The organism is Aeromonas sp. DSM 116730, from assembly GCF_046581335.1.
Classification (GTDB): Bacteria; Pseudomonadota; Gammaproteobacteria; order Enterobacterales; family Aeromonadaceae; genus Aeromonas; species Aeromonas rivipollensis.
Genome location: NZ_CP144265.1, coordinates 2,456,191 through 2,475,457 on the forward strand (window position 1 = coordinate 2,456,191; position 19,267 = coordinate 2,475,457).

Genomic DNA, 19,267 nt, shown 5'->3' on the forward strand with positions numbered 1-19,267 from the left:
TGATTGTCTCTTCAAACGGAACAGTGATTTCATTATCACGCTATTTATCCGGCAATAAAGGAACAATACAGTGATCCGGTCGGCTCACACCGAGCCCTTGTCATTCACCCAGACAGGAGTCACACCATGACCAGACCCATAGCCCTCATCACAGGCGCCAGCCGTGGCCTTGGCAAACACAGCGCCCTCGCCCTCGCGGCCAAGGGGGTGGATCTCATCATCACCTACCGCAGCCAGGCCGATGAGGCGGCCACCGTGGTGGCCGAGGCCAGGGCGCTCGGGGTCCAGGCCCATGCCCTGGCGCTGGATGTGGGGGTGAGCGCCTCCTTTGTCGCCTTCGCAGAGGAGGTGAAGCAACTGCTCGCTCGGGAGTGGCAACGGCCGCAGTTCGACTACCTGGTCAACAACGCCGGCATCGGCATTCATGCCAGCTTCGAGCAGACCACGGAGGAGCAGTTCGATACCCTGCTCAACATCCACTTCAAGGGGACCTTCTTCCTGACCCAGAAGCTGCTGCCGCTTATCCGTGATGGCGGGCGCATCATCAATCTCTCCACCGGCCTCACTCGCTTCGCCATGCCGGGTTACGCCGCCTATGCCGCCATGAAGGGGGGCGTGGAGGTGCTGACCCACTATCTGGCCAAGGAGCTGGGCCCCCGCGGCATCGCCGTCAACGTGGTGGCCCCCGGCGCCATCGAGACCGACTTTGGCGGCGGCGTGGTGCGCGACGACAAGGGGGTCAACGCCTTCCTCGCGAGCCAGACGGCGCTGGGGAGAGTCGGCCAGCCCGACGACATCGGCGGTGTCATCGCCGCCCTGCTCTCCGATGACAACCGCTGGATCACCGCCCAGCGCATCGAGGCCTCGGGGGGCATGTTTATCTAGGGCAGGATGGGCACCCCAGGCTTGCACGCCGCCATGAAAGAGCCACGAAAAAGGCCCCCGAGGGGGCCTTTGCATTGGGGCGGCGCCATGCGCTCGCGCCTTAAGTCAACGCTTTACAGCGTCTTGCCACCGGAGGCGATCACCTGGCTGTACCAGTGGAAGCTCTCCTTCTTGATGCGGCGCAAGGATCCCCCCTGCTCGTCGCGCTCCACATAGACGAAGCCGTAGCGCTTCTGGTAGCCGTTGAGCCAGCTCAGGATGTCGGTGAAGGACCAGGCGCAGTAGCCGATGAGCTCGACCCCGTCCTGCATCGCCTCCTGGCAGGCCTTGAGGTGGCTGTGCAGGTAGGCGATGCGGTAGTCATCCTGCACCCGGCCGTCCGCAGTCAGCTTGTCGAACTCGCCGAGACCGTTCTCGGTGATCATCAGCGGCAGGCCGTAGCGGGACGAAAGGCGGCGCAGGGCGATGCGCATCCCGGTGGGATCGATGGCCCAGTCCCAGTTGCTGGTCTCCAGGTGCGGGTTGGGGGTGGTCTTGTAGAGACCGGGGACACCGCTCGATGGCGTGGTGCCCTTCTGCCCCGTGGTGTTGATGCGCTGCATGGTCTGGCCGCCGAGGGGATTGTCGGTGAAGGTCAGGGTGTAGTAGTAGTTGACGCCTATGTAGTCGGGGGTGCCCTCGCGCAGCAACTCGAGATCCCCTGGCAGTATCTCGGGGGCCTCGCCGGTTTCTCTCAGGTAGGCGAGCGCCGCCTGGGGGTAGCGGCCGAAGCAGTAGGCATCCAGCCACCAGAGGTTGGTGAACTCCTCGGCATTCTCGAACGCCAGCATGTCGCTCGGGGCGCAGGAGGCCGGATAGGCCGGGGAATAGGCGAAGCTCGGGCCTATGAGGCCGTTTGGCACATGCTGACGGAACGCCTTGATGACACGGGCGTTGGCCAGAAACGCGATGTGGTTGGCGGCGAAGAAGCGCTTCCTGTCCTGCACCGCTGGCGGATGGGTGCCGAGCTGGTAGGCGTTGGTCAGGTTGTAGTTCTGCTCGTTGAGGGAGACCCAGTACTTCACCTTGCCGGCGAAGCGCTGATAGAGGGTGACGCAGTAGTGCTCGAAGTCGTCGATGATGCGCCTGTCTTCCCAGCCGCCGTATTCGTCCTGCAGGGCCTGGGGCAGGTCCCAGTGGTAGAGGGTCAGCACAGGCTCTATGCCGTGGGCCAGCAGGGCGTCGATGAGCCGCTCGTAGAAGGCGAGCCCCGCCTCGTTCACCTCACCGCGCCCGCTTGGGAAGATGCGCGGCCAGCTCACCGAGAAGCGATAGGCCTTGAGCCCCATCTCGGCCATCAGCGCCACGTCCTCTTCCACCCTGTGGTAGTGATCCACCGCCACGTCCCCGTTGCTGCCCTCGAAGGTCTTGCCCGGCAACTTGGTGAAGAGATCCCACACCGAGGGGCCCTTGCCGTCTTCGTTCCAGGCCCCTTCCACCTGGTAGGCGGCAGAGGCGGCCCCCCAGAGGAAATCCGCGGGGAAGTCGTTGAACTTGGGATGGTGCATCTGGTTTGTCTCCTGCTGCTTGAGGATGGTGCCGCCTCTCCCTTTGGGGCATGGGCGGGGATCAAAACGAATTGGCATCAGCATCGAACAGTTCTAGAATTCCGTCCAATGACAATTTTTGCCATTTAATATTCCAAGCAGGAATGAAGGAGTCGTGATGGAGTTGCGGGATCTGAAGGCCTTCGTCACCCTGGGGGAGGTCTTGCACTTCGGTCAGGCGGCGGCGCGCCAGCACATCACCCAGTCGGCACTGAGCAAGCAGATACGGCGGCTGGAGGGGAAATTTGGCGGCGAGCTGTTCGAGCGCAACGCCAGCAGCACCCGGCTCACCCCCCTCGGGCGCGCCCTCTACGGGGATGCCTGCGCCCTGGTGGCCCAGAGCGAGCAACTCGGTCGCACCGCCCGCGATGTGCTGGCGGGCAATGGCGGCACCCTGCGCATCGGCTTCGGGGTCGCCACCAAGCTGCTGGTGCCCGCGGCCATCGCCCGTTTTCGGGCCAGCCGCCCCGGGGTCGGCATAGAACTCAACGATCTCTCCACCCATCACCAGTTGCTGGCGCTCGCCGAGGGCAGGCTGGATCTCGGCTTCTGCCGCCTGCCCGCCCCCAAGGGCTGGCCGGTGCTGCCCGTGGTGCGTGCCCATTTCGTCGCCGTGCTGCCCGCTGGCTACCAGGGGGTGAGCGGGCTCTCGGATCTGCTGGACAAGCCCCTCGCCATACTGCGCCGGGACAAGGCCCCCTCCTTCCACGATCAGTTCGTGCACTACCTGGCCCAGAGCGGGCTGAGGTTTGGGGATATCCAGTACGTCAACGACTTCGCCGCCGGCATCGCCACCGCGGCGGCGGGCATCGCCTGGACCCTGGTGCCCTCCTCCACCACCATAGAGCACCCGGACGTCATCACCCTGCCCCTGGCGGAGGCCGAGGCGAGCTGGATCATAGGGCTCATTCGCCCGCCGGGAGGGGATAACCCCCTCATAACCCCCTTCTGGCAGACGGTGGCCGAGCTCGGTGATCCCGCCCTCACCGCCCTGGGTGATCAGGGCGGTGCAGGAACATGACGCGGCCATGGCTGTCATTCACGACACGGCATCGTTCGAGAACCACATTAACGGTAGCTTTTGCGCAGCCAGCCCCCGTAAAATTGCACCATGGCTCCGGCGCCCGGCGCCAACCGACAAGGACTCGTTTCTCCAATGCTATCTCACTGGCTGCTGAGGTTTGATCTCCATCGCCTCATCCTGGCCCTGGCCGTGCTCGGCGTGCTGGCCACCTTCGGCAACAGCTTCTACGCCATCCATCAGGCACAGCGACAGCTGCTGATCGACAGTACCCTGGAGGCCAACCGTGTCTATGCCACCAAGCTGGCCGCCTCCGCCGAGGCCATGCTGAATGCGGCCCAGGAGCAGCTTGCCTACAGCGCCACCCTGCTGGCGCCGCTGCTGCAGGCCAACGACATCGCGGGGCTGGAGCAGGAGGTGGCCCAGCTGCGCGAGCGCACCAACACCTTCAACTCGGTGGCCGTCGTGAACACCGAGGCCACCATAGTCGCCGTCTCCCCCGAGACCCTGAAGGTGAAGGGGGCCAAGCTCAGCTCCCGCAGCGCCCGCCAGATCCTCGCCAGCCAGCAGCCGCTCATTTCAGATCCCCTCGTCTCCCTTTCTGGCAACTACCTCATCAGCCTCTCCTATCCGGTGTTCTCGACGGACAGGCGCTTTCTCGGCTTTGTCGCCGGCAGCATCTACCTGGAGTCCGCCAGCGTGCTCTCCAGCCTGCTGGGCCAGCACTACTACCAGGATGGCTCCTACCTCTACGTGGTCGACCGGCAGAAGACGCTGATCTACCACCCCAACCCCAAGCGCATCGGCCAGAAGATAGGTGACAATGTGGTGGTGGACGAGGTGTTGCAGGGGCGACAGGGGGCCCAAAGCGTGCTCAACTCCCGGGGAACCGAGATGCTGGCGGGCTTCGCCCCCGTGGCCGGTGCGGGCTGGGGAGTGGTGGCCCAGCGTCCCCGCAGCGCCACCCTGGCCGGGCTGGATGAGCAGATGCTCGACATATTGAAGGGGATGATCCCGGTTACCCTCTTCATCCTCTTCGTCATCTGGCTCTCGGCCACCATCATCTCGCGCCCCCTGCGGCAGCTGGCCAACAGGGCCAGGCTGATGGATCAGCAGGAGGCGGCCTCCAACATCTCCAGCATCCGCGCCTGGTACTTCGAAGCGGCCCAGCTCAAGCAGGCCATCCTCAAGGGGCTGGGGCTGCTCAACACCAAGATTGACCAGCTGCACACCGACAGCCACACAGACCCCATGACGGGCCTCTTCAACCGGCGGGCCATGCAGCAGATGCTGGACGACTATCAGGCGCAGTCCCGGCCGCTGGCGGTCATCGCCCTGGATATCGATCACTTCAAGGCCATCAACGACAGCTTCGGCCACGACGTCGGGGACGCCGTCATCGTCGCCCTGGCGACCCTGATGCAGCGGGATCTGCGCGCCGATGCCGCCCTGTGCCGCAGCGGCGGCGAGGAGTTCCTGCTGCTGCTGCCCGGAGTCTCCCTGGTGCAGGCGCAGCGGATCGCCGAACGACTGCGGCAGACGGTGGCGAACTACGAGATGGAGCAGGCCGGGTGCATCACCATCTCCCTCGGGGTCGCCCACTGGCCAGGGGATGCCAGCGATCTCGGTACCGTGCTCAAGCAGGCGGACAAGGCGCTCTATCAGGCCAAGCACAGGGGCCGCAACTGCGTGGTGGTGGCCGGTGCCTGAGGCCCGGCGTCAGAAGCTGTAGCCCATCTTGAGGTAGATGCCCGCGTTGTCGTCCTTGCCCATCGCATACTCGAGGTTGGCGACTATGCCCGCCTCCGGCTTGAGCAGGTACTGCACCCCCGCCCCCCAGGCGGGATAGATGTTGTCGCTGTCGCCACAGTCGAGGGACTCACCGTTCACGGCGTCGCCGTAGAGGCAGGCCACCCCGGCGAAGGCGGTGAGGGTCCAGCGTTCGGCGAGCTGGTAGCGCTCCTCGACCTCCACCGCCGACATGTGCTGGCCCAGGTACTCCCCCGGGGTGTAGCCACGCAGGTAGATGGGGGAATAGGAGCCGCTCGGCGCGTTGTGGGAGAACTGGTTGCGATTGCGCCAGGCGAGCACATTGCCATCCCCGTGGCTCCAGTAGCCCCGATAGTCGACCCGGTAGATGTCAAAGTCCCCCTCTCCCCCCAGCCCTTCCCGGTAGGCCAGGTTGTTGACGTTCAAATACCAGCCCCTGGTCGCGCTGAAGTCGCTGTCCCGGGAGTCGTGCTGCACCACCAGCCCCAGCCCCCCCGAGGTGAAGCCCTCCAGCCCCAGCTCGTCCAGGATCTGATCCGACTCCAGATCCTGTCCCTGCACCTCGTAGTTGGAGTAGGCCGCCATGCCGCCGACGAACCAGTCCCCCTCCACCCGATAGAGGTAGCGCAGGAAGGCGGAGCGGAAGTTGTCGTTGGTCTCGAGGGCGCGGCCGGTGCCGAGGTAATCCTGGTAGCTGTTATTGATGTCGCCGAGGATGACGCCACCGACGATGCGGTGATGATCCGCCCCGAACGACGTCTTGGCGAAGGCGCTGGTGATGAGGGATGCCGAGGTGGTGTACTTGCCGGACAGGGTGAACAGGGACGGGCGCGAACCCTCATCGAACTGGTGCAGATAACCCACCATCAGGCCCGCCGCCGTGTCCAGCTTGGGGCTGGAGCTCAGCAGGGGCACGAACAACCAGGGGGAGCGCTCCCCCTCCTTGGCCGCCTTTGCCTCTCGCTCGTCACCGCGCGTCTGCGCCTCTTCCTTGGCGGGATCCGCCGCCATCGCGGGGCTGGCCGCCAGGATAAAGGCCAGGCCGGCCATCAGGGGGGAGATTGCATTGCGCATGTGTGGGTTCCGCACAGGATCGCGCACGGCAAACCGGCGGCGCTGGGCCACCCTGCTCGGCAGGCACGTCGGGGTTCAGGTTGCCGGCCGCCCTGCATCAGGGGCCGGAAGAGGGCCGCAGCATAGCGGCATCCCCCGACCCCGACCACAGCAAGATGGTGCGCCATACAATCGCCGTACAGCTTCGGCAAACGAGAGGGCCTGGAGAATTGTGGGCATGAAAAAACCCCTGCCTGGGCAGGGGTTCGAGACGCGGATGCTTACAGATTGACGGCGAGGCTGGCGGCCTGTGCCTGGCTTGGGGTCACCAGCACGGGGACCGACTTGGAGGTGGGGGTGAAAGAGCCCTCCCCTATGCTGTCGATGGCCACCAGGGGGTTGGTCTCCGGGTAGTAGGCGGCGATGTTGCCCCTGGGGATCTCGTAGAAGATGACGCTAAAGCCGCGCACCACCCGCTCGCGCCCGTCGTTGCAGATGGCGGTCATGTCCACCTGCTGCTCCTCGGCCAGCCCCAGCCTGCGGGCATCCTCCTCGTTCATGAAGACCACGTTGCGCCGCCCCTTGATGCCGCGGTAGCGATCGTCCATGCCGTAGATGGTGGTGTTGTACTGATCGTGGGAGCGCAGGCTCTGGAGCAGCAGCACGGGCTCGCCCACCATCTGCTCGGCGTGGCTGGTGCACTCGGGCAGGATGGAGTCCGGCAAGGGGCTCGCCCGAAATTCGGCGCGCCCGCTCGCGGTATTCCAGCGCAGCAGGGCGGCGCCGTTCTCCAGGTGGAAGCCGCAGGGCTCCTCGATGCGGCGGTTGAAGTCGTCAAAGCCGGCTATGGTCTCGGCGATGAGGTCGCGCAGCAGGGCGTAGTCGTCCCGCAGGGCCAGCCAGTCCACCCGCTCGCTGCCGAGTGTCGCCTCGGCCATGCGCGCGACTATGTCGATCTCCGAGAGACAAAGCGGCGAGACCGGCTCGTTCATGCCGGTGGAGGCGTGCACCATGCTGAAGGTATCTTCCACGGTGATCTTCTGGATGCCGCTGCGCTGCAGATCCAGCTCGGTGCGGCCGAGGCAGGGCAGGATCAGGGCATCCTGGGAGACCATGAGATGGCTGCGGTTGAGCTTGGTGCTGATCTGCACGTTGAGCTCGCTCTTGCGCATCGCCTCATAGGTGAAGTCGGTGTCCGGCGCCGCAGCCGCCAGGTTGCCCCCAAGGCAGACGAGCACCTTGCTCTTGCCGCCGTGCAGGGCCTTGAGCGCCTCGTAGACGTTGTGCCCCGGCGTGCGCTTGAGGCCCACCGGGAAGCGGCGCTCCAGGCGGTCGATAAAGGCGGCGTTGGGTTTCTCGTTGATCCCCATGGTGCGGTTGCCCTGCACGTTGCTGTGGCCGCGCACCGGGCACAGCCCCGCCCCCGGCTTGCAAATCTGGCCGCACATCAGGTGCAGGTTGACGATTTCGCGAATGGTGTCGACCGAGTGCTTGTGCTGGGTGATCCCCATGGCCCAGCAGCTGATCACGCTCTCGCTCTGGGCGAAGATCTGCGCCGCCTGAGTGATCGCCTCCCGGCTGAGCCCGGATTGCGCCTCGATCTGCGCCCACTCCGTGGCCTTCACCTGCGCCAGGTAGTCGTCAAAGTGCGCCGTGTGCTGCTCGATGAAGGCGAGATCGATGCGGCCCCCCTCCTCTTCCAGGATGTATTTTGCCATGCCGCGAATCGCCGCCATGTCGCCGCCAAGCTTTGGCGTGAGGTACTGGTGGCTGATGCGGGTGGCCGCCGGGGTCAGCAGCTCCGCCGGGCTCTGGGGGCTGGCGAAGCGCTCGAGGGCCACCTCTTTCAAATTGTTGAAGGTGACTATCTGGCACCCCTGGCGCGCCGCCTTGCGCAGGGCGTTCATCATGCGCGGGTGGTTGGTGCCCGGGTTCTGGCCGAAGACGAAGATGGCCTTGGCGGCGTCGAAGTCATCGAGCACCACAGTGCCCTTGCCCACCCCGACGGACTGGATGAGCCCAACGCCGCTCGCCTCGTGGCACATGTTGGAGCAGTCCGGGAAGTTGTTGGTGCCATAGAGGCGGCCGAACAGCTGATAGAGGTAGGAGGCCTCGTTGCTGGCGCGGCCCGAGGTGTAGAACTCCACCTCGTCGGGGCTGGCCAGGCTCTTGAGCTTGTCGGCGATGATAGCAAAGGCCTGATCCCAGCTTACCGGCTCGTAGTGATCCGTGGCCGGGTTGTAGCGCAGGGGCTCGGTCAGACGGCCCTGGTATTCGAGCCAGTAGTCGCTCTGGGCCTGCAGGCGGCGCACCGAATGCTCGGCAAAGAAGGCCGCCCCCACCGTCTTGCCGGTGGACTCCCAGGCCACCGCCTTGGCGCCGTTCTCGCAAAACTGGAAGGCCCCCTGCTTGTTGTCACCCCAGGCGCAGCCCGGGCAGTCGAAGCCGTCGGTCTGGTTGACCCGCAGCAGGTTCTTGATGTTCTGCCGGGTCTTCTGGCTGCGCAGCACCTGCCTGAAGGTGGACTGCAGGGAGGAAAAGCCGCCGGCCTTTGCCGGTTTCTCAATATGACTGGACATGGGAGTCTCCGAACTGATCCTGGGCGCGCGGGCTGGCATAGCAGACCGGGGCATCGGATCTGGGCACATGAATGAGGGTCAGGTTGTATTTCAGGGCCAGTCGCACCGCGAGCTGGCTGGGAGAAGCAAGGCTGATGAGGTGGGCGGCGCCAAATTGCACCGCCTTGTGAATGAGTTCGCTGCCGCAGCGGCTGGTGATGACCAGGGTGTGGGCCTGCGCGGGCTGGCGCAGCTGCATGCCGATGAGCTTGTCCAGGGCATTGTGGCGACCTATGTCCTCCCGGCAGGCCAGGATCTCGCCGCCCTCATCCAGCGCCAGGGCGGCATGGAGGGCGCCGCTCTGGCGGGCCTTGCTCTGCCAGGGGGCGATGCGATCCCGCAAGTCCCGCAGACGCGTGGTATCCAAGGGGGCGCCCGGGGTCAGCGGGGTCAACTCGGGCAGCGCATGCTCTATGGCCTCCACCCCGCAGATGCCGCAGCCGCTCGCCCCGGCCAGGCGACGCTTGCGCTGGCCAAGCGCAGCCAGGCAGCGGTTGGCTATGGTGATGTCGAGCACGACGCCGTGCTCCGAGGGGGTGATCTGGATGTCGTGCACATCGTGATTGCCCCCTATGATGCCCTCGCCAAACAGGAAGCCGATGGCGAAGTCGTCGAGATCATCCGGGGTGGCCATCATGACGGCGTGGTTGATGCCATTGATGTTGACGGACACGGCCACCTCTTCCACCAGCTCATCCAGCCTGGGCAACCGTGAATTGAATGGGATCATGCGAGACGCTTATAACGTGTATTCGGGCCTCAAGTTTAGATAAGTCGCTCCCCCAAAACCAATGAAACAAATCTATTCACCGATAGAAAACCTCTATTGCCATGGCGATGTCGATTGATTAACTTTGTCAGCCATCCTCCACGCCAGACGCTTCCTCTTCGATGAACATCAAGCAGTTGCACTATTTCTACGAGCTGGCCCAGCACCGCCACTTCGCCAAGGCGGCCAAGGCCTGCTTCATCACCCAGCCGACCCTGTCCGCCAGCATCACGGCGCTGGAAAAATCCCTCGGCACCGAGCTGGTGGTGCGCAACAGCCAGTTCGTGGCGCTGACCCAGGCGGGGGAAGTGGTGCTGCGCCACGCCGAGCGCATGCTGCTGGAGCAGGACGCCATGCGCCAGGAGCTGAGCCTGTTTGGCGGCGCGCTTTCGGGGGTCCTGCGCATCGGCATGGTGCCCCAGTCGAGTATCGACATCATGCCGCTGCTCAAGCGCTTCAACGACGCCTTCCCCAAGGTCAGCCTGCGCCTGTCGGTGATGACCCACGGCACCCTGCTCGAGCAGCTGGATCTGCACCAGACCGACATCGGCCTCGGCTTTGATGAGCTGCTCACCGAGCATCAGCGCCGCGCCCTCGACATCCAGTTGCGCCACCCCAATCCCATGGCGCTGCTGGGGCCCCTGCCCCCGCACCTCTCCCCGAGCCAACCCCTGAGGCTGGCGGACTTGCAGGATCTCCCCCTGATACTGCCGAGCGCCACCATGCAGTTTCGCCGCTACCTCGACGAGGCCGCCGCCCGCCAGCAGCTCAGCCTGCGGGTGGTGCTGGAGACAGACTCCCTGTTCCACCTGGCCAACGGGGTGAGCCACGGGCTCGGCTGCGCCGTGGTCAGTGCCGGCATCGCCGCCACCGCCCATCAGCTCTTCAAGCTACCCTGCCACTCCTTGAGCGATGCGAGCGCCGGCACCATCGCCTTCATCACCCGCAAGCACAGCGTCACCCCGGCCATGAAGGCCTTTCTCGGCCTGCTGCAGGGGTGAGTCCCCCCGCAGGGCTACGAGGCTCAACGCGAGTACCGCCCGCCTGCTCCGACAAGCCTGCGCTGACCAAGAAAAAACGCCCCTGAGGGCGTTTTTTCTTTATTAGGGAATAGGACAGCTGGCCGGCGATCCCTGGTCGCGAGGCCAGAGGGTGCTGCCATCCGTACTTGAGAGGGGCAGGAATGTCAGCCCCTCGCTCATGTTGGCGGGCGGGAGATCGTCCTCCAGCACGTACATCCCCATGGGCAGGACGCCCGAGGGCTGGTTCGCCTGCACCTGAGCGGCGGCAAGCGTCGAGTAGCGCAGACCCAGCAGATCGAAGTGGCTGCGCCAGTCCAGGCCGGTGAACCTGCCGAGGGCAACCAGCATGAAATCGTTGCCCGGTATGTCTCTCACCTGCTTGCCGCCATAGACCCCATGCCCCTGGAAGGGGAAGAGGCTAAAACCGAGCCTGTCCCTGTTGGCATGCCAGTCGCTCTCGTTGTCGGCAACGGCGCCGAAGATCCGTGAATGCTGGTAGAGCAGGGTGAAGATATTGAAGCCGTTGCTCAGGCGGGTGCCGTCCGCCAGCCTCATGCCGTGGGCGCGCAACGCCATCTGGATATAAAATGCCATGCGATAGCCGTTGTGGACCGCATAGGCATTGCTCTGCCAGGGCGCCTCGTAGCGGCTCTCCCCCGCATCCAGCACCTTGCAGTTGGCCCCCAGCACCACCCGGTTGCCGCTCTTATCCTTCACCCCGGCCGCGTCGGACATGAAGGCGTAGAACAGATCCTTGTGATTCATGTGACCATCTTTGATGGGCGCCTGGTTGCCGTCGCGCAGATAGTGGGCCTGCCACTTCACCACATAGGGGAAGATGTTGTTGGAGTTCTCCCCGGCCCGGCTGCCATAGCCGCGCCAGTTGTCGGCATCGCTGGCGGCGGCATAATGCACATTCAGGCGCTGGGTTTGCAGGTTGTGCCCCAGCTCGTGATTGTCCAGCCAACCGGTCGGGCTGATGCTGCCGGAAGAGTCCCAGGGGTTGCCGCTGCAGCCGACCCCGCAATGGGCATTCTGGTCGTAGTTGGCATGCTGGATGATCGTGCGGGTATGCAGTGATTCGTCGAGACACAGATCCCCCAGCAGCGCGACACAGGCGCGCCGGACCTCGTCAGGCAGCGACTCCTCCAGGCGCTTGCCCTGGATCTTGAAGCCCGCCAGGGTATAGACGCTGTTGATATGATCCCGGGAAATGCTCTCCAGCAGGGCATCGGTGTCGGCAATGGCCCCCCCGATGGCCCCGGTGAAGCGATCCCGCCGCAGATGCTGCTCGGCGCCATCGGCCCTGAGATCGACATGGGGCAGCTCGGTCTGCTCCAGCCGCTCGTTGAAGTCCCGGATCTGCTGCTCATCACTGAAGCCCAGGATGGCTGGATGGCGGGTCACGCCGGTGGCGGTCACCTCCACTTGCAGTGCCCCGTCTCCCCCCTCCAGATAGAGATAGACAGGGCCCCCATAGGGCGAGGTGAAGCTGACGCTGCCGCCCTTGTTCAGAGGAAGCCGCCCGCTGGCCAACTCCAGCGGCGCCCGATAGACCTTCTGCTCATAGGCCCTGTTGGTGTTGGGTCTGTGGTAATTGAGTCGAATGGTAGCGGAAACATCCGCAGTATCCGTGCGACTCAGGGTGATACGCTGCCCCGGCAGGGCATACCAGCCCGTCGAGGTCCACTGCCCGGAATAGGGCACCGAGATGCGGCGGCTGTCGCTGATGACGGGGGGATAGGCGTAATGGGCCTGATCTCCCTTGAACACCTGGCTGCGATCGACGACGTACTCCCCCAGATCCGGCTGGGCCAGGTTGCGAACACGGGCATAGCTCACCAGCCAGTCGGCAAACATCGCCCGCTGCCAGGCCTGATGCTCGTCCCAGGCGATGGGGTAATCGATGGCGGCGCGGTATTTGTCGGCCAGCAGCAGACTGGCCGGCAACAGTGCCAAGCCGCCCTGGGCGAAGGGGCTGATCCCCGCCTTGTCCAGGGTGATGGCGGCATTTCTGAGCCAGTCGGCGCCATTCTTGAACTGCGCATTGAACTCATCGACACCGCCGCAGTTGAGGAAGTTGCCGCTGCAGGCATCCAGCCATTGGGTGCTGAATTCCCCCTCCTTAAGGTTGCTCAGCAGCGTATCGACCGCCATCAGCTGGGGATCTGGCGCCATGATGGTGCTCGCCGCCAGATTGCTGACCTTGAGCTTCGACCAGTAGTTGCCCCAGGTCACCAGCCCCATCTCCAGATAGAGGGGCGCCAGCAGGGGGCTCGCCTCTCGCCGGTAGTTGGAGAGCAGCAGCGGGATCCCGGCGGCCTTCGCCTTGGCGATGGCCTGGGCTATGCCCTGGTATCCCAGCCCCTGGCGATCGAGGTCGCTTATCACGATAAGATCCGGCGCCATGCGGTCGATGCAGGCGCCGAGGGCTTGATAATCGCACTCATCGGCCTGGTTGATGCTGTGCGCGTCCGGATACATGGCCTTGAGCCAGTCCCGGATCCCCTCGTTATGGGGGAAATACCAGCTGTCGGCGCGACTCGGCACCTGGGCGGTCAGGATGCGAAGACCATCGTCATCACTATCCCTCCCCCGGGTCAGCCAGCCGATCAGACCCCTGAGCAGTGCCTCGCTCTGGGGCGTGCGATCCACCGCAAACAGATTCGCCCCCATGGCTGCCCGGCGATAGTCATCTTGCTCGGAGACCATCACCAGGCCGCGGATCTCGCTCTCCCCCTTGCCATTGATGTTGGAGGGGAGCAGGGTCACTGTGTTTTCGGGCTGGAAGCTGGAGAAGGTGATGGAGTCGTGGCTCGGGTTCCAGCTGATGGCCCCCAGACCCTGATAGAGGGTGCGGACCAATTCGGTGCGACGCGCCTCGCTGTCGGCGATGGCGCCACGGGCATGGGCGATCAGCTCCACGTCGCTGGCGAGGGCGTGATCCTCACGGGCAATGGCATGGGCGGCATGCTTGATGAAGCGAGCCGACACCTGACAATCGGCGCCCATGGGGCCTGTGATGTAGTCGTGCCCCTGCAGGGTGCCGTCACAGCCCTCTATGTGCTCCAGCACGAAGCCGGCGTCGGGCGCCAGGGTGAAACGCCCCCGCTCACCGGCGCTCAGGCGCAGGCTGGCCGGGCTCAGCCGCCCACCCTGGCTGCTCTGGGTGGTGGCCTCGAAATAAACGGGGGCCGTCTCCTGAGTGAAGCTCGCCGAGACCTGGCAATCGCCGCGCATGGGGCCCGTGGTATAGGTGAGGCCGTCCAGCGTCCCCTCACAACCCGCAATCTGCGCCAACACATAACCGGCGTCGGGTGCTAGGGTGAAACTGCCCTGCTCACCGGCGCTCAGGCGCAGGCTGGCCGGGCTCAACTGCCCACCCTGGGTGCTCTGGGTGGTGGCCTCGAAATACGTTGTTATCGTGGGGGGAATGGCATCGTCTTTCCCGCCCTCTCCACCCCCGCATCCGTTCATGGCAAGAGCCAGCAAGGGTGTGAGAATGACTCTTCTCATCTTCTATCCTCCTCTCTACCAGGCTGTTTGGGGCGGGCAGTGTAGGGGGCGTGCTGCGTAATTTCAACCCTGAACGAATCCCATTTTAGGCTCCGACCGACCGGGATCGCCTTCCCTCGCCTGGCGGCACTTCATTCCCCCGGGGCAGTCTACCCCGCAAGAGAATGACAGCCCCTTCCATGACGGGCCGGACACCATGGCCGCTTGAATAAATACGCATAAAAATCAACATAAATATCGCGCCATATATGAACTTGTCTGCTGTTTGTATGAAGCATCATGCTGCTGAAATTTTTCTGTGAGCCACCTCCCGTCGTTAAACCCAAGAGCCTATAACCTTGACCCGTACAATAAAAACCTGACGCGTTCCGGTTTATTTCACCATGCATCACAAAGGAGTGTCACATGTATAAGAAAGTGAAACTGGCGGGCATTATCAGCACCCTTATTCTCTCTGCCTCTGCATATTCTACCGAGATGACGGTGGGCTTCTCTCAAATAGGCTCTGAATCCGGTTGGCGGGCAGCGGAAACCTCGGTCGCCAAGACGGAAGCACAGAAACGCGGCATCACCCTGAAAATTGCCGATGCCCAGCAAAAACAGGAGAACCAGATCAAGGCCATTCGCTCCTTCATTGCCCAGGGGGTCGATGCCATCTTTATTGCCCCCGTGGTGCAGACCGGCTGGGATCCGGTATTGCAGGAGGCGAAAGAGGCCGAGATCCCGGTGTTCCTGCTGGATCGCAACATCACGGTGAAAGATGACGCCCTCTTCATGACCGGGGTCGCCGCAGACAGCGTCCACGAAGGGGCAGTGGCGGCCCAGTGGCTTATCAAGCAGCAGGATGGCAAGGCCTGCAACGTGGTTGAACTGCAAGGCACAGTGGGGGCCAGCGTGGCGCTGGATCGCAAGAAGGGCTTCCTCGACACCGTCGCGGCCGTACCCACCATCAAGATCATCCGCACCCAGTCCGGCGACTTCACCCGCAGCAAGGGCAAGGAGGTGATGGAGAGCTTCATCAAGGCGGAAAATAACGGCAAGAATATTTGCGCCGTCTACGCCCACAACGACGACATGGCCATAGGCGCCATCCAGGCCATTAAAGAGGCCGGGCTGAAACCGGGCAAGGATATCAAGATCATCTCCATCGATGGGGTGCCGGATATTTTCAAGGCGATGATGGCTGGTGAAGCCAATGCCTCGGTGGAGTTGACGCCAAATATGGCGGGCCCAGCCTTCGATGCCCTGCTGGCCTATAAGAAGGATGGCGCCCTGCCCCCCAAACATATCAAGACGGAGTCTATTCTGTTCGAGCCTGAGAGTGCCGAAGCCCAGCTCGAGCTGAAAAAAGACATGGGATATTAATGCCGCTCGCCCGCTGAGCCTGCCAGTTGAATAAGACGCCATATCGGCTGGGTTGCGATATGGCGTCTTATATCGGAGAGCCCCTATTCATGTCAGAAAACACTCAGGATGTCCTGTTGAACGCCCGCGGGATCTGCAAGGCCTTTCCCGGGGTGCGTGCCCTGCATCAGGTGGACTTCTCCCTGCGAAGGGGGGAGATCATGGCGCTGCTCGGCGAGAACGGCGCCGGCAAGTCCACCCTGGTCAAGACCCTCACCGGCGTCTATCAGCCCGACGGCGGGCGCATCGAACTCGATGGCGTCCCCATCTCCCCCACGGACACAGCCCATGCCCAGCGTCTGGGGATTGGCACCGTCTATCAGGAGGTCAACCTGCTGCCCAACATGTCGGTGGCAGACAACCTCTTCATCGGCCACGAGCCCCGCCGTTTCGGTTTCATCGACAGAGCCGCCATGGCCCGGCAGGCCCAGGCCATCATGGCGGGATACGGCTTCGAGATGGATGTCTCCCTGCCCCTCGGTCACTATTCGGTCGCCATGCAGCAGATAGTAGCCATCGCCAGGGCCATCTCACTGTCGGCCAAGATCCTCATCCTCGATGAACCCACCGCCAGCCTGGATGCCAGCGAGGTGCAGATGCTCTTCTCCCTCATGGGGAACCTGCGGGATCAGGGGGTGAGCCTCATCTTCATCACCCATTTTCTCGATCAGGTCTACGCCATCAGCGATCGCATCACTGTGCTGCGCAACGGCGAGCTGGTCGGCACCCGCGACACGGCCGCGCTGCCGCAACTGGATCTGGTCAAGATGATGCTGGGGCACGAGCTTGACGAAAACGCCCTCAAGCGGGCCGGCAAGACACTGCGCAGCAACCAGCCCACGGTGTCGTTCAGGGGTTATGGCAAGCGCGGGGTCATAGCCCCCTTCAGTCTCGACGTCATGCCCGGGGAGATAGTGGGTCTGGCCGGCCTGCTCGGCTCGGGTCGCACCGAGACCGCCGAGCTGATGTTCGGCATAGTGCCAAGGGACAGTGGCGAGTGCCGGGTGCGGGGCAAGCCGGTGACCATCCGCAGTGCGCGTCAGGCCGCCGCCAACGGCTTTGGCTTCTGCCCGGAGGATCGCAAGAGCGCCGGCATCATCGCCTCGGCCTCGGTGCGCGAGAACATGATGCTGGCCCTGCAAGCCCAGCGGGGCTGGCTGCGCCCCTTGCCCCGCAAGGAGCAGGACGCGATCACCGCCCGCCTCATCGAGCAGTTGGCGATCAAGACCCCGGGGCCGGAGCAGCCCATCCAGTTTCTGTCAGGGGGGAACCAGCAGAAGGTGTTGCTGGCCCGCTGGCTGCTGACCAAGCCGCAATTCCTGATCCTGGACGAACCCACCCGGGGCATAGATGTGGGGGCCCATGCCGAGATCATCCGCCTCATCGAATCCCTCTGCGCCAACGGGCTGGCCCTGCTGGTCATCTCCTCTGAGCTGGAGGAGCTGGTGGGCTATGCCGATCGGGTGATAGTCCTGCGCGACAGAAAACAGGTGGCAGAGCTTGCGACGGACGCCCTCAGCGTCCCTGCCATCATGAACGCCATTGCATGCGAGGCCTGATATGACGTCATCCACCCTCCCCCTTCCTGGCGGGCCGGCGCGCCCCCGCAGAGCCCTGCCCACGGGCACGGCCCAATGCACAGCCCTGCTCTGCGTGCTGCTCATCAACGCCCTGGTCGCCGACAACTTCTTCGCCATCCATGTCCAGGATGGGCGGCTGTTTGGCAGCCTCATCGACATACTCAACCGCTGCGCCCCTGTGGCCCTGCTCTCCCTCGGCATGACGCTGGTGATCGCCACCGGCGGCATCGACCTGTCGGTGGGGGCCGTGATGGCCATCAGCGGAGCCACCATGGCCAGTCTGGCCACCGGCGGTCACAGCCTGCCGGTCATCGTCGCCTCAGTGCTTGGGGTGGGTCTCTTGTGCGGCCTGTGGAACGGCTTGCTGGTGGCGGTGTTCAAGATCCAGCCCATAGTCGCCACCCTGATCCTCATGGTGGCGGGCCGGGGCATAGCCCAGCTCATCACAGAGGGGCAGATCATCACCTTCAACAACGAGGCCCTGGCCTGGATCGGCAGCGGCGCCCTCTTCTATCTGCCCACCCCCGTCATCATCACCCTGGGGATGGCACTGCTGCTCTGGCTGCTGACCAAGCGCACCGCCCTCGGCCTCTTCATCGAGGCGGTGGGGATCAACATCAAGGCCGCCAAGAATGCCGGGCTCAACACCCCCATGGTGGTGATCGCCACCTACCTGCTGAGCGGCCTCATGGCCGCCGTCGCCGGCATGATAGTCGCCGCCGACATCCGCGGGGCCGATGCCAACAACGCCGGGCTCTGGCTGGAGATGGACGCCATCCTGGCGGTGGTGATAGGGGGCACCTCCCTGATGGGGGGGCGCTTCAACCTCGCCCTCTCCCTGATCGGCATACTGATCATCCAGGGGGTGAACACAGGTATCCTGCTCTCCGGCTACCAGCCCCAGTGGAACCAGATCGTCAAGGCCCTGGTGGTGCTGGCGGTACTGGTCATGCAGTCGCCGGCCCTCAACCACCTGTTCCAGCGAGGGACTCGCCATGTTTAAACGCAACCTCCCCCTGATGGTGACCATCATGGTCTTCGTGCTGGGCTATCTGCTCTGCCTGGCCTCCTTCCCCGCCTTCATGTCCACCCGCATCATCTGCAACATACTGACGGACAATGCGTTTCTCGGCATAGTGGCGGTCGGCATGACCTTCGTCATCCTCTCTGGGGGCATAGATCTGTCGGTGGGCGCCGTCATCGCCTTCACCGGCGTGCTGCTGGCAAAGCTCATCGGGGATCTGGGGGTCAGCCCGCTGCTGGCCATCCCCCTGGTGCTGGTGCTCGGCGCCGGCTTCGGCGCCCTGATGGGCTGGCTCATCGACACCCTGAAGATCCCTGCCTTCATCATCACCCTGGCGGGCATGTTCTTCCTGCGAGGGGCCAGTTTCCTCATCTCCGAGCAGTCCCTGCCCATCGATCACCCCAGCTTCACCTACCTGTCGAGCCTGTCGTGGAAGATACCGGGAGGCGGTCGCTTGAGCCTGCTGGCCCTCATCATGCTGGCGGTGGTGGTCTTCGGCATACTGCTCGCCAACCGCACCCGCTTTGGCAACAACGTCTACGCCATCGGCGGCAACGCCACCTCGGCGGCCCTGATGGGGATCTCGGTGCGCCACACCACCATCCGCATCTACCTGCTCTCCACCACACTGGCGACCCTGGCGGGCATAGTGTTCGCGCTCTACACCTCGGCGGGCTATCCCCTCGCCGCCGTCGGGGTGGAGCTCGATGCCATCGCCGCCGTGGTGATCGGCGGCACCCTGCTGAGCGGCGGGGTCGGCACCGCCTTCGGCTCCCTGTTCGGGGTGCTGATCCAGGGGTTGATCCAGACCTACATCAACTTCGACGGCACCCTCAGCTCCTGGTGGACCAAGATCATCATAGGCCTGCTGCTGTTTTGCTTCATCGCCCTGCAGCGTCTGCTGATCCTGGTCTCGGAACACCGCAAGGCCAACAACGCCACCCCCTTCAAGCGGCAGATCCCCGTCGCCCCCCTTGAGTGAAAACATCGCGGGGCCTGTGCCCGATCACCCCAGGCAA

Annotated in this window: 13 protein-coding genes; 8 read left to right on the plus strand and 5 right to left on the minus strand. The window is 64.1% G+C overall.

All coding sequences use genetic code 11. The features are described 5' to 3' along the window. The first annotated feature begins 126 nt into the window (after window positions 1-126). The gene (locus tag Aeroheme_RS11280) at window positions 127-885 is read left to right on the plus strand and encodes an SDR family NAD(P)-dependent oxidoreductase (protein WP_408846962.1); all 759 of its coding nucleotides are present in this window, start codon (window positions 127-129) and stop codon (window positions 883-885) included. 113 nt (window positions 886-998) lie between these two features. On the opposite strand, the gene Aeroheme_RS11285 is transcribed toward Aeroheme_RS11280, so the two are convergent. Next, the gene (locus tag Aeroheme_RS11285) at window positions 999-2,432 is read right to left on the minus strand and encodes a glycoside hydrolase family 1 protein (RefSeq protein WP_163137706.1); all 1,434 of its coding nucleotides are present in this window, start codon (window positions 2,430-2,432) and stop codon (window positions 999-1,001) included. A 157-nt stretch (window positions 2,433-2,589) separates the two neighbouring features. On the opposite strand from Aeroheme_RS11285, the gene Aeroheme_RS11290 reads away from it, so the two are divergent. Both Aeroheme_RS11290 and Aeroheme_RS11295 read left to right on the plus strand, forming a co-directional pair. Further along, window positions 2,590-3,492: a LysR family transcriptional regulator gene (locus Aeroheme_RS11290; protein WP_411165852.1), complete on the plus strand. Its 903-nt coding sequence runs from the start codon at window positions 2,590-2,592 to the stop codon at window positions 3,490-3,492. Window positions 3,493-3,627: 135 nt separating this feature from the next. Next, window positions 3,628-5,202: a sensor domain-containing diguanylate cyclase gene (locus Aeroheme_RS11295; protein ID WP_411165853.1), complete on the plus strand. Its 1,575-nt coding sequence runs from the start codon at window positions 3,628-3,630 to the stop codon at window positions 5,200-5,202. A 9-nt stretch (window positions 5,203-5,211) separates the two neighbouring features. On the opposite strand, the gene Aeroheme_RS11300 is transcribed toward Aeroheme_RS11295, so the two are convergent. The 3 genes from Aeroheme_RS11300 to fdhD all read right to left on the minus strand — a co-directional run bounded on the left by Aeroheme_RS11300 (window position 5,212) and on the right by fdhD (window position 9,663). After that, a complete protein-coding gene (locus tag Aeroheme_RS11300) occupies window positions 5,212-6,336 on the minus strand; it encodes a hypothetical protein (protein WP_408819251.1) in 1,125 nt (374 codons plus the stop codon). A gap of 260 nt (window positions 6,337-6,596) precedes the next feature. Further along, window positions 6,597-8,894, minus strand: a complete 2,298-nt coding sequence (locus Aeroheme_RS11305; RefSeq protein WP_411165854.1) for an FdhF/YdeP family oxidoreductase — start codon at window positions 8,892-8,894, stop codon at window positions 6,597-6,599. Next, entirely contained in the window at window positions 8,878-9,663 is a 786-nt protein-coding gene (gene fdhD, locus Aeroheme_RS11310) for a formate dehydrogenase accessory sulfurtransferase FdhD (RefSeq protein ID WP_411165855.1), read from the minus strand. The genes Aeroheme_RS11305 and fdhD overlap by 17 nt, the downstream gene beginning before the upstream one ends. A 161-nt stretch (window positions 9,664-9,824) precedes the next feature. Between fdhD and Aeroheme_RS11315 the strand changes: the two genes are divergently transcribed. Beyond that, complete coding sequence (locus Aeroheme_RS11315; RefSeq protein ID WP_408819244.1) at window positions 9,825-10,703, plus strand: LysR family transcriptional regulator; 879 nt, start codon at window positions 9,825-9,827, stop codon at window positions 10,701-10,703. Between the two features lie 102 nt (window positions 10,704-10,805). On the opposite strand, the gene Aeroheme_RS11320 is transcribed toward Aeroheme_RS11315, so the two are convergent. Then, window positions 10,806-14,099, minus strand: coding sequence for an ImpA family metalloprotease (locus tag Aeroheme_RS11320; RefSeq protein WP_411165856.1), 3,294 nt, complete (start codon window positions 14,097-14,099; stop codon window positions 10,806-10,808). Window positions 14,100-14,645: 546 nt separating this feature from the next. On the opposite strand from Aeroheme_RS11320, the gene ytfQ reads away from it, so the two are divergent. The 4 genes from ytfQ to yjfF all read left to right on the plus strand — a co-directional run bounded on the left by ytfQ (window position 14,646) and on the right by yjfF (window position 19,230). Continuing rightward, window positions 14,646-15,605 carry a galactofuranose ABC transporter, galactofuranose-binding protein YtfQ gene (gene ytfQ, locus Aeroheme_RS11325; RefSeq protein ID WP_411165857.1) on the plus strand — a complete coding sequence of 320 codons (960 nt, stop codon included), beginning with the start codon at window positions 14,646-14,648 and terminating at the stop codon, window positions 15,603-15,605. A gap of 89 nt (window positions 15,606-15,694) precedes the next feature. Beyond that, the gene (locus Aeroheme_RS11330) at window positions 15,695-17,203 is read left to right on the plus strand and encodes a sugar ABC transporter ATP-binding protein (protein WP_411165858.1); all 1,509 of its coding nucleotides are present in this window, start codon (window positions 15,695-15,697) and stop codon (window positions 17,201-17,203) included. 1 nt (window position 17,204) lies between these two features. After that, window positions 17,205-18,227, plus strand: coding sequence for a galactofuranose ABC transporter, ATP-binding protein YtfT (gene ytfT, locus Aeroheme_RS11335; RefSeq protein WP_411165859.1), 1,023 nt, complete (start codon window positions 17,205-17,207; stop codon window positions 18,225-18,227). Further along, window positions 18,220-19,230, plus strand: coding sequence for a galactofuranose ABC transporter, permease protein YjfF (yjfF, locus tag Aeroheme_RS11340; protein ID WP_411165860.1), 1,011 nt, complete (start codon window positions 18,220-18,222; stop codon window positions 19,228-19,230). Before ytfT ends, yjfF begins: the two co-directional genes overlap by 8 nt. Window positions 19,231-19,267 lie beyond the last annotated feature (37 nt).

Bases quoted from the DNA above. Each gene is read 5' to 3' on its own strand.
- Aeroheme_RS11280 (WP_408846962.1), top strand. From the start codon at position 127: ATGACCAGACCCATAGCCCTCATCACAGGCGCCAGCCGTGGCCTTGGC.
- Aeroheme_RS11285 (WP_163137706.1), bottom strand. From the start codon at position 2,432: ATGCACCATCCCAAGTTCAACGACTTCCCCGCGGATTTCCTCTGGGGG.
- Aeroheme_RS11290 (WP_411165852.1), top strand. From the start codon at position 2,590: ATGGAGTTGCGGGATCTGAAGGCCTTCGTCACCCTGGGGGAGGTCTTG.
- Aeroheme_RS11295 (WP_411165853.1), top strand. From the start codon at position 3,628: ATGCTATCTCACTGGCTGCTGAGGTTTGATCTCCATCGCCTCATCCTG.
- Aeroheme_RS11300 (WP_408819251.1), bottom strand. From the start codon at position 6,336: ATGCGCAATGCAATCTCCCCCCTGATGGCCGGCCTGGCCTTTATCCTG.
- Aeroheme_RS11305 (WP_411165854.1), bottom strand. From the start codon at position 8,894: ATGTCCAGTCATATTGAGAAACCGGCAAAGGCCGGCGGCTTTTCCTCC.
- fdhD (WP_411165855.1), bottom strand. From the start codon at position 9,663: ATGATCCCATTCAATTCACGGTTGCCCAGGCTGGATGAGCTGGTGGAA.
- Aeroheme_RS11315 (WP_408819244.1), top strand. From the start codon at position 9,825: ATGAACATCAAGCAGTTGCACTATTTCTACGAGCTGGCCCAGCACCGC.
- ytfQ (WP_411165857.1), top strand. From the start codon at position 14,646: ATGTATAAGAAAGTGAAACTGGCGGGCATTATCAGCACCCTTATTCTC.
- Aeroheme_RS11330 (WP_411165858.1), top strand. From the start codon at position 15,695: ATGTCAGAAAACACTCAGGATGTCCTGTTGAACGCCCGCGGGATCTGC.
- ytfT (WP_411165859.1), top strand. From the start codon at position 17,205: ATGACGTCATCCACCCTCCCCCTTCCTGGCGGGCCGGCGCGCCCCCGC.
- yjfF (WP_411165860.1), top strand. From the start codon at position 18,220: ATGTTTAAACGCAACCTCCCCCTGATGGTGACCATCATGGTCTTCGTG.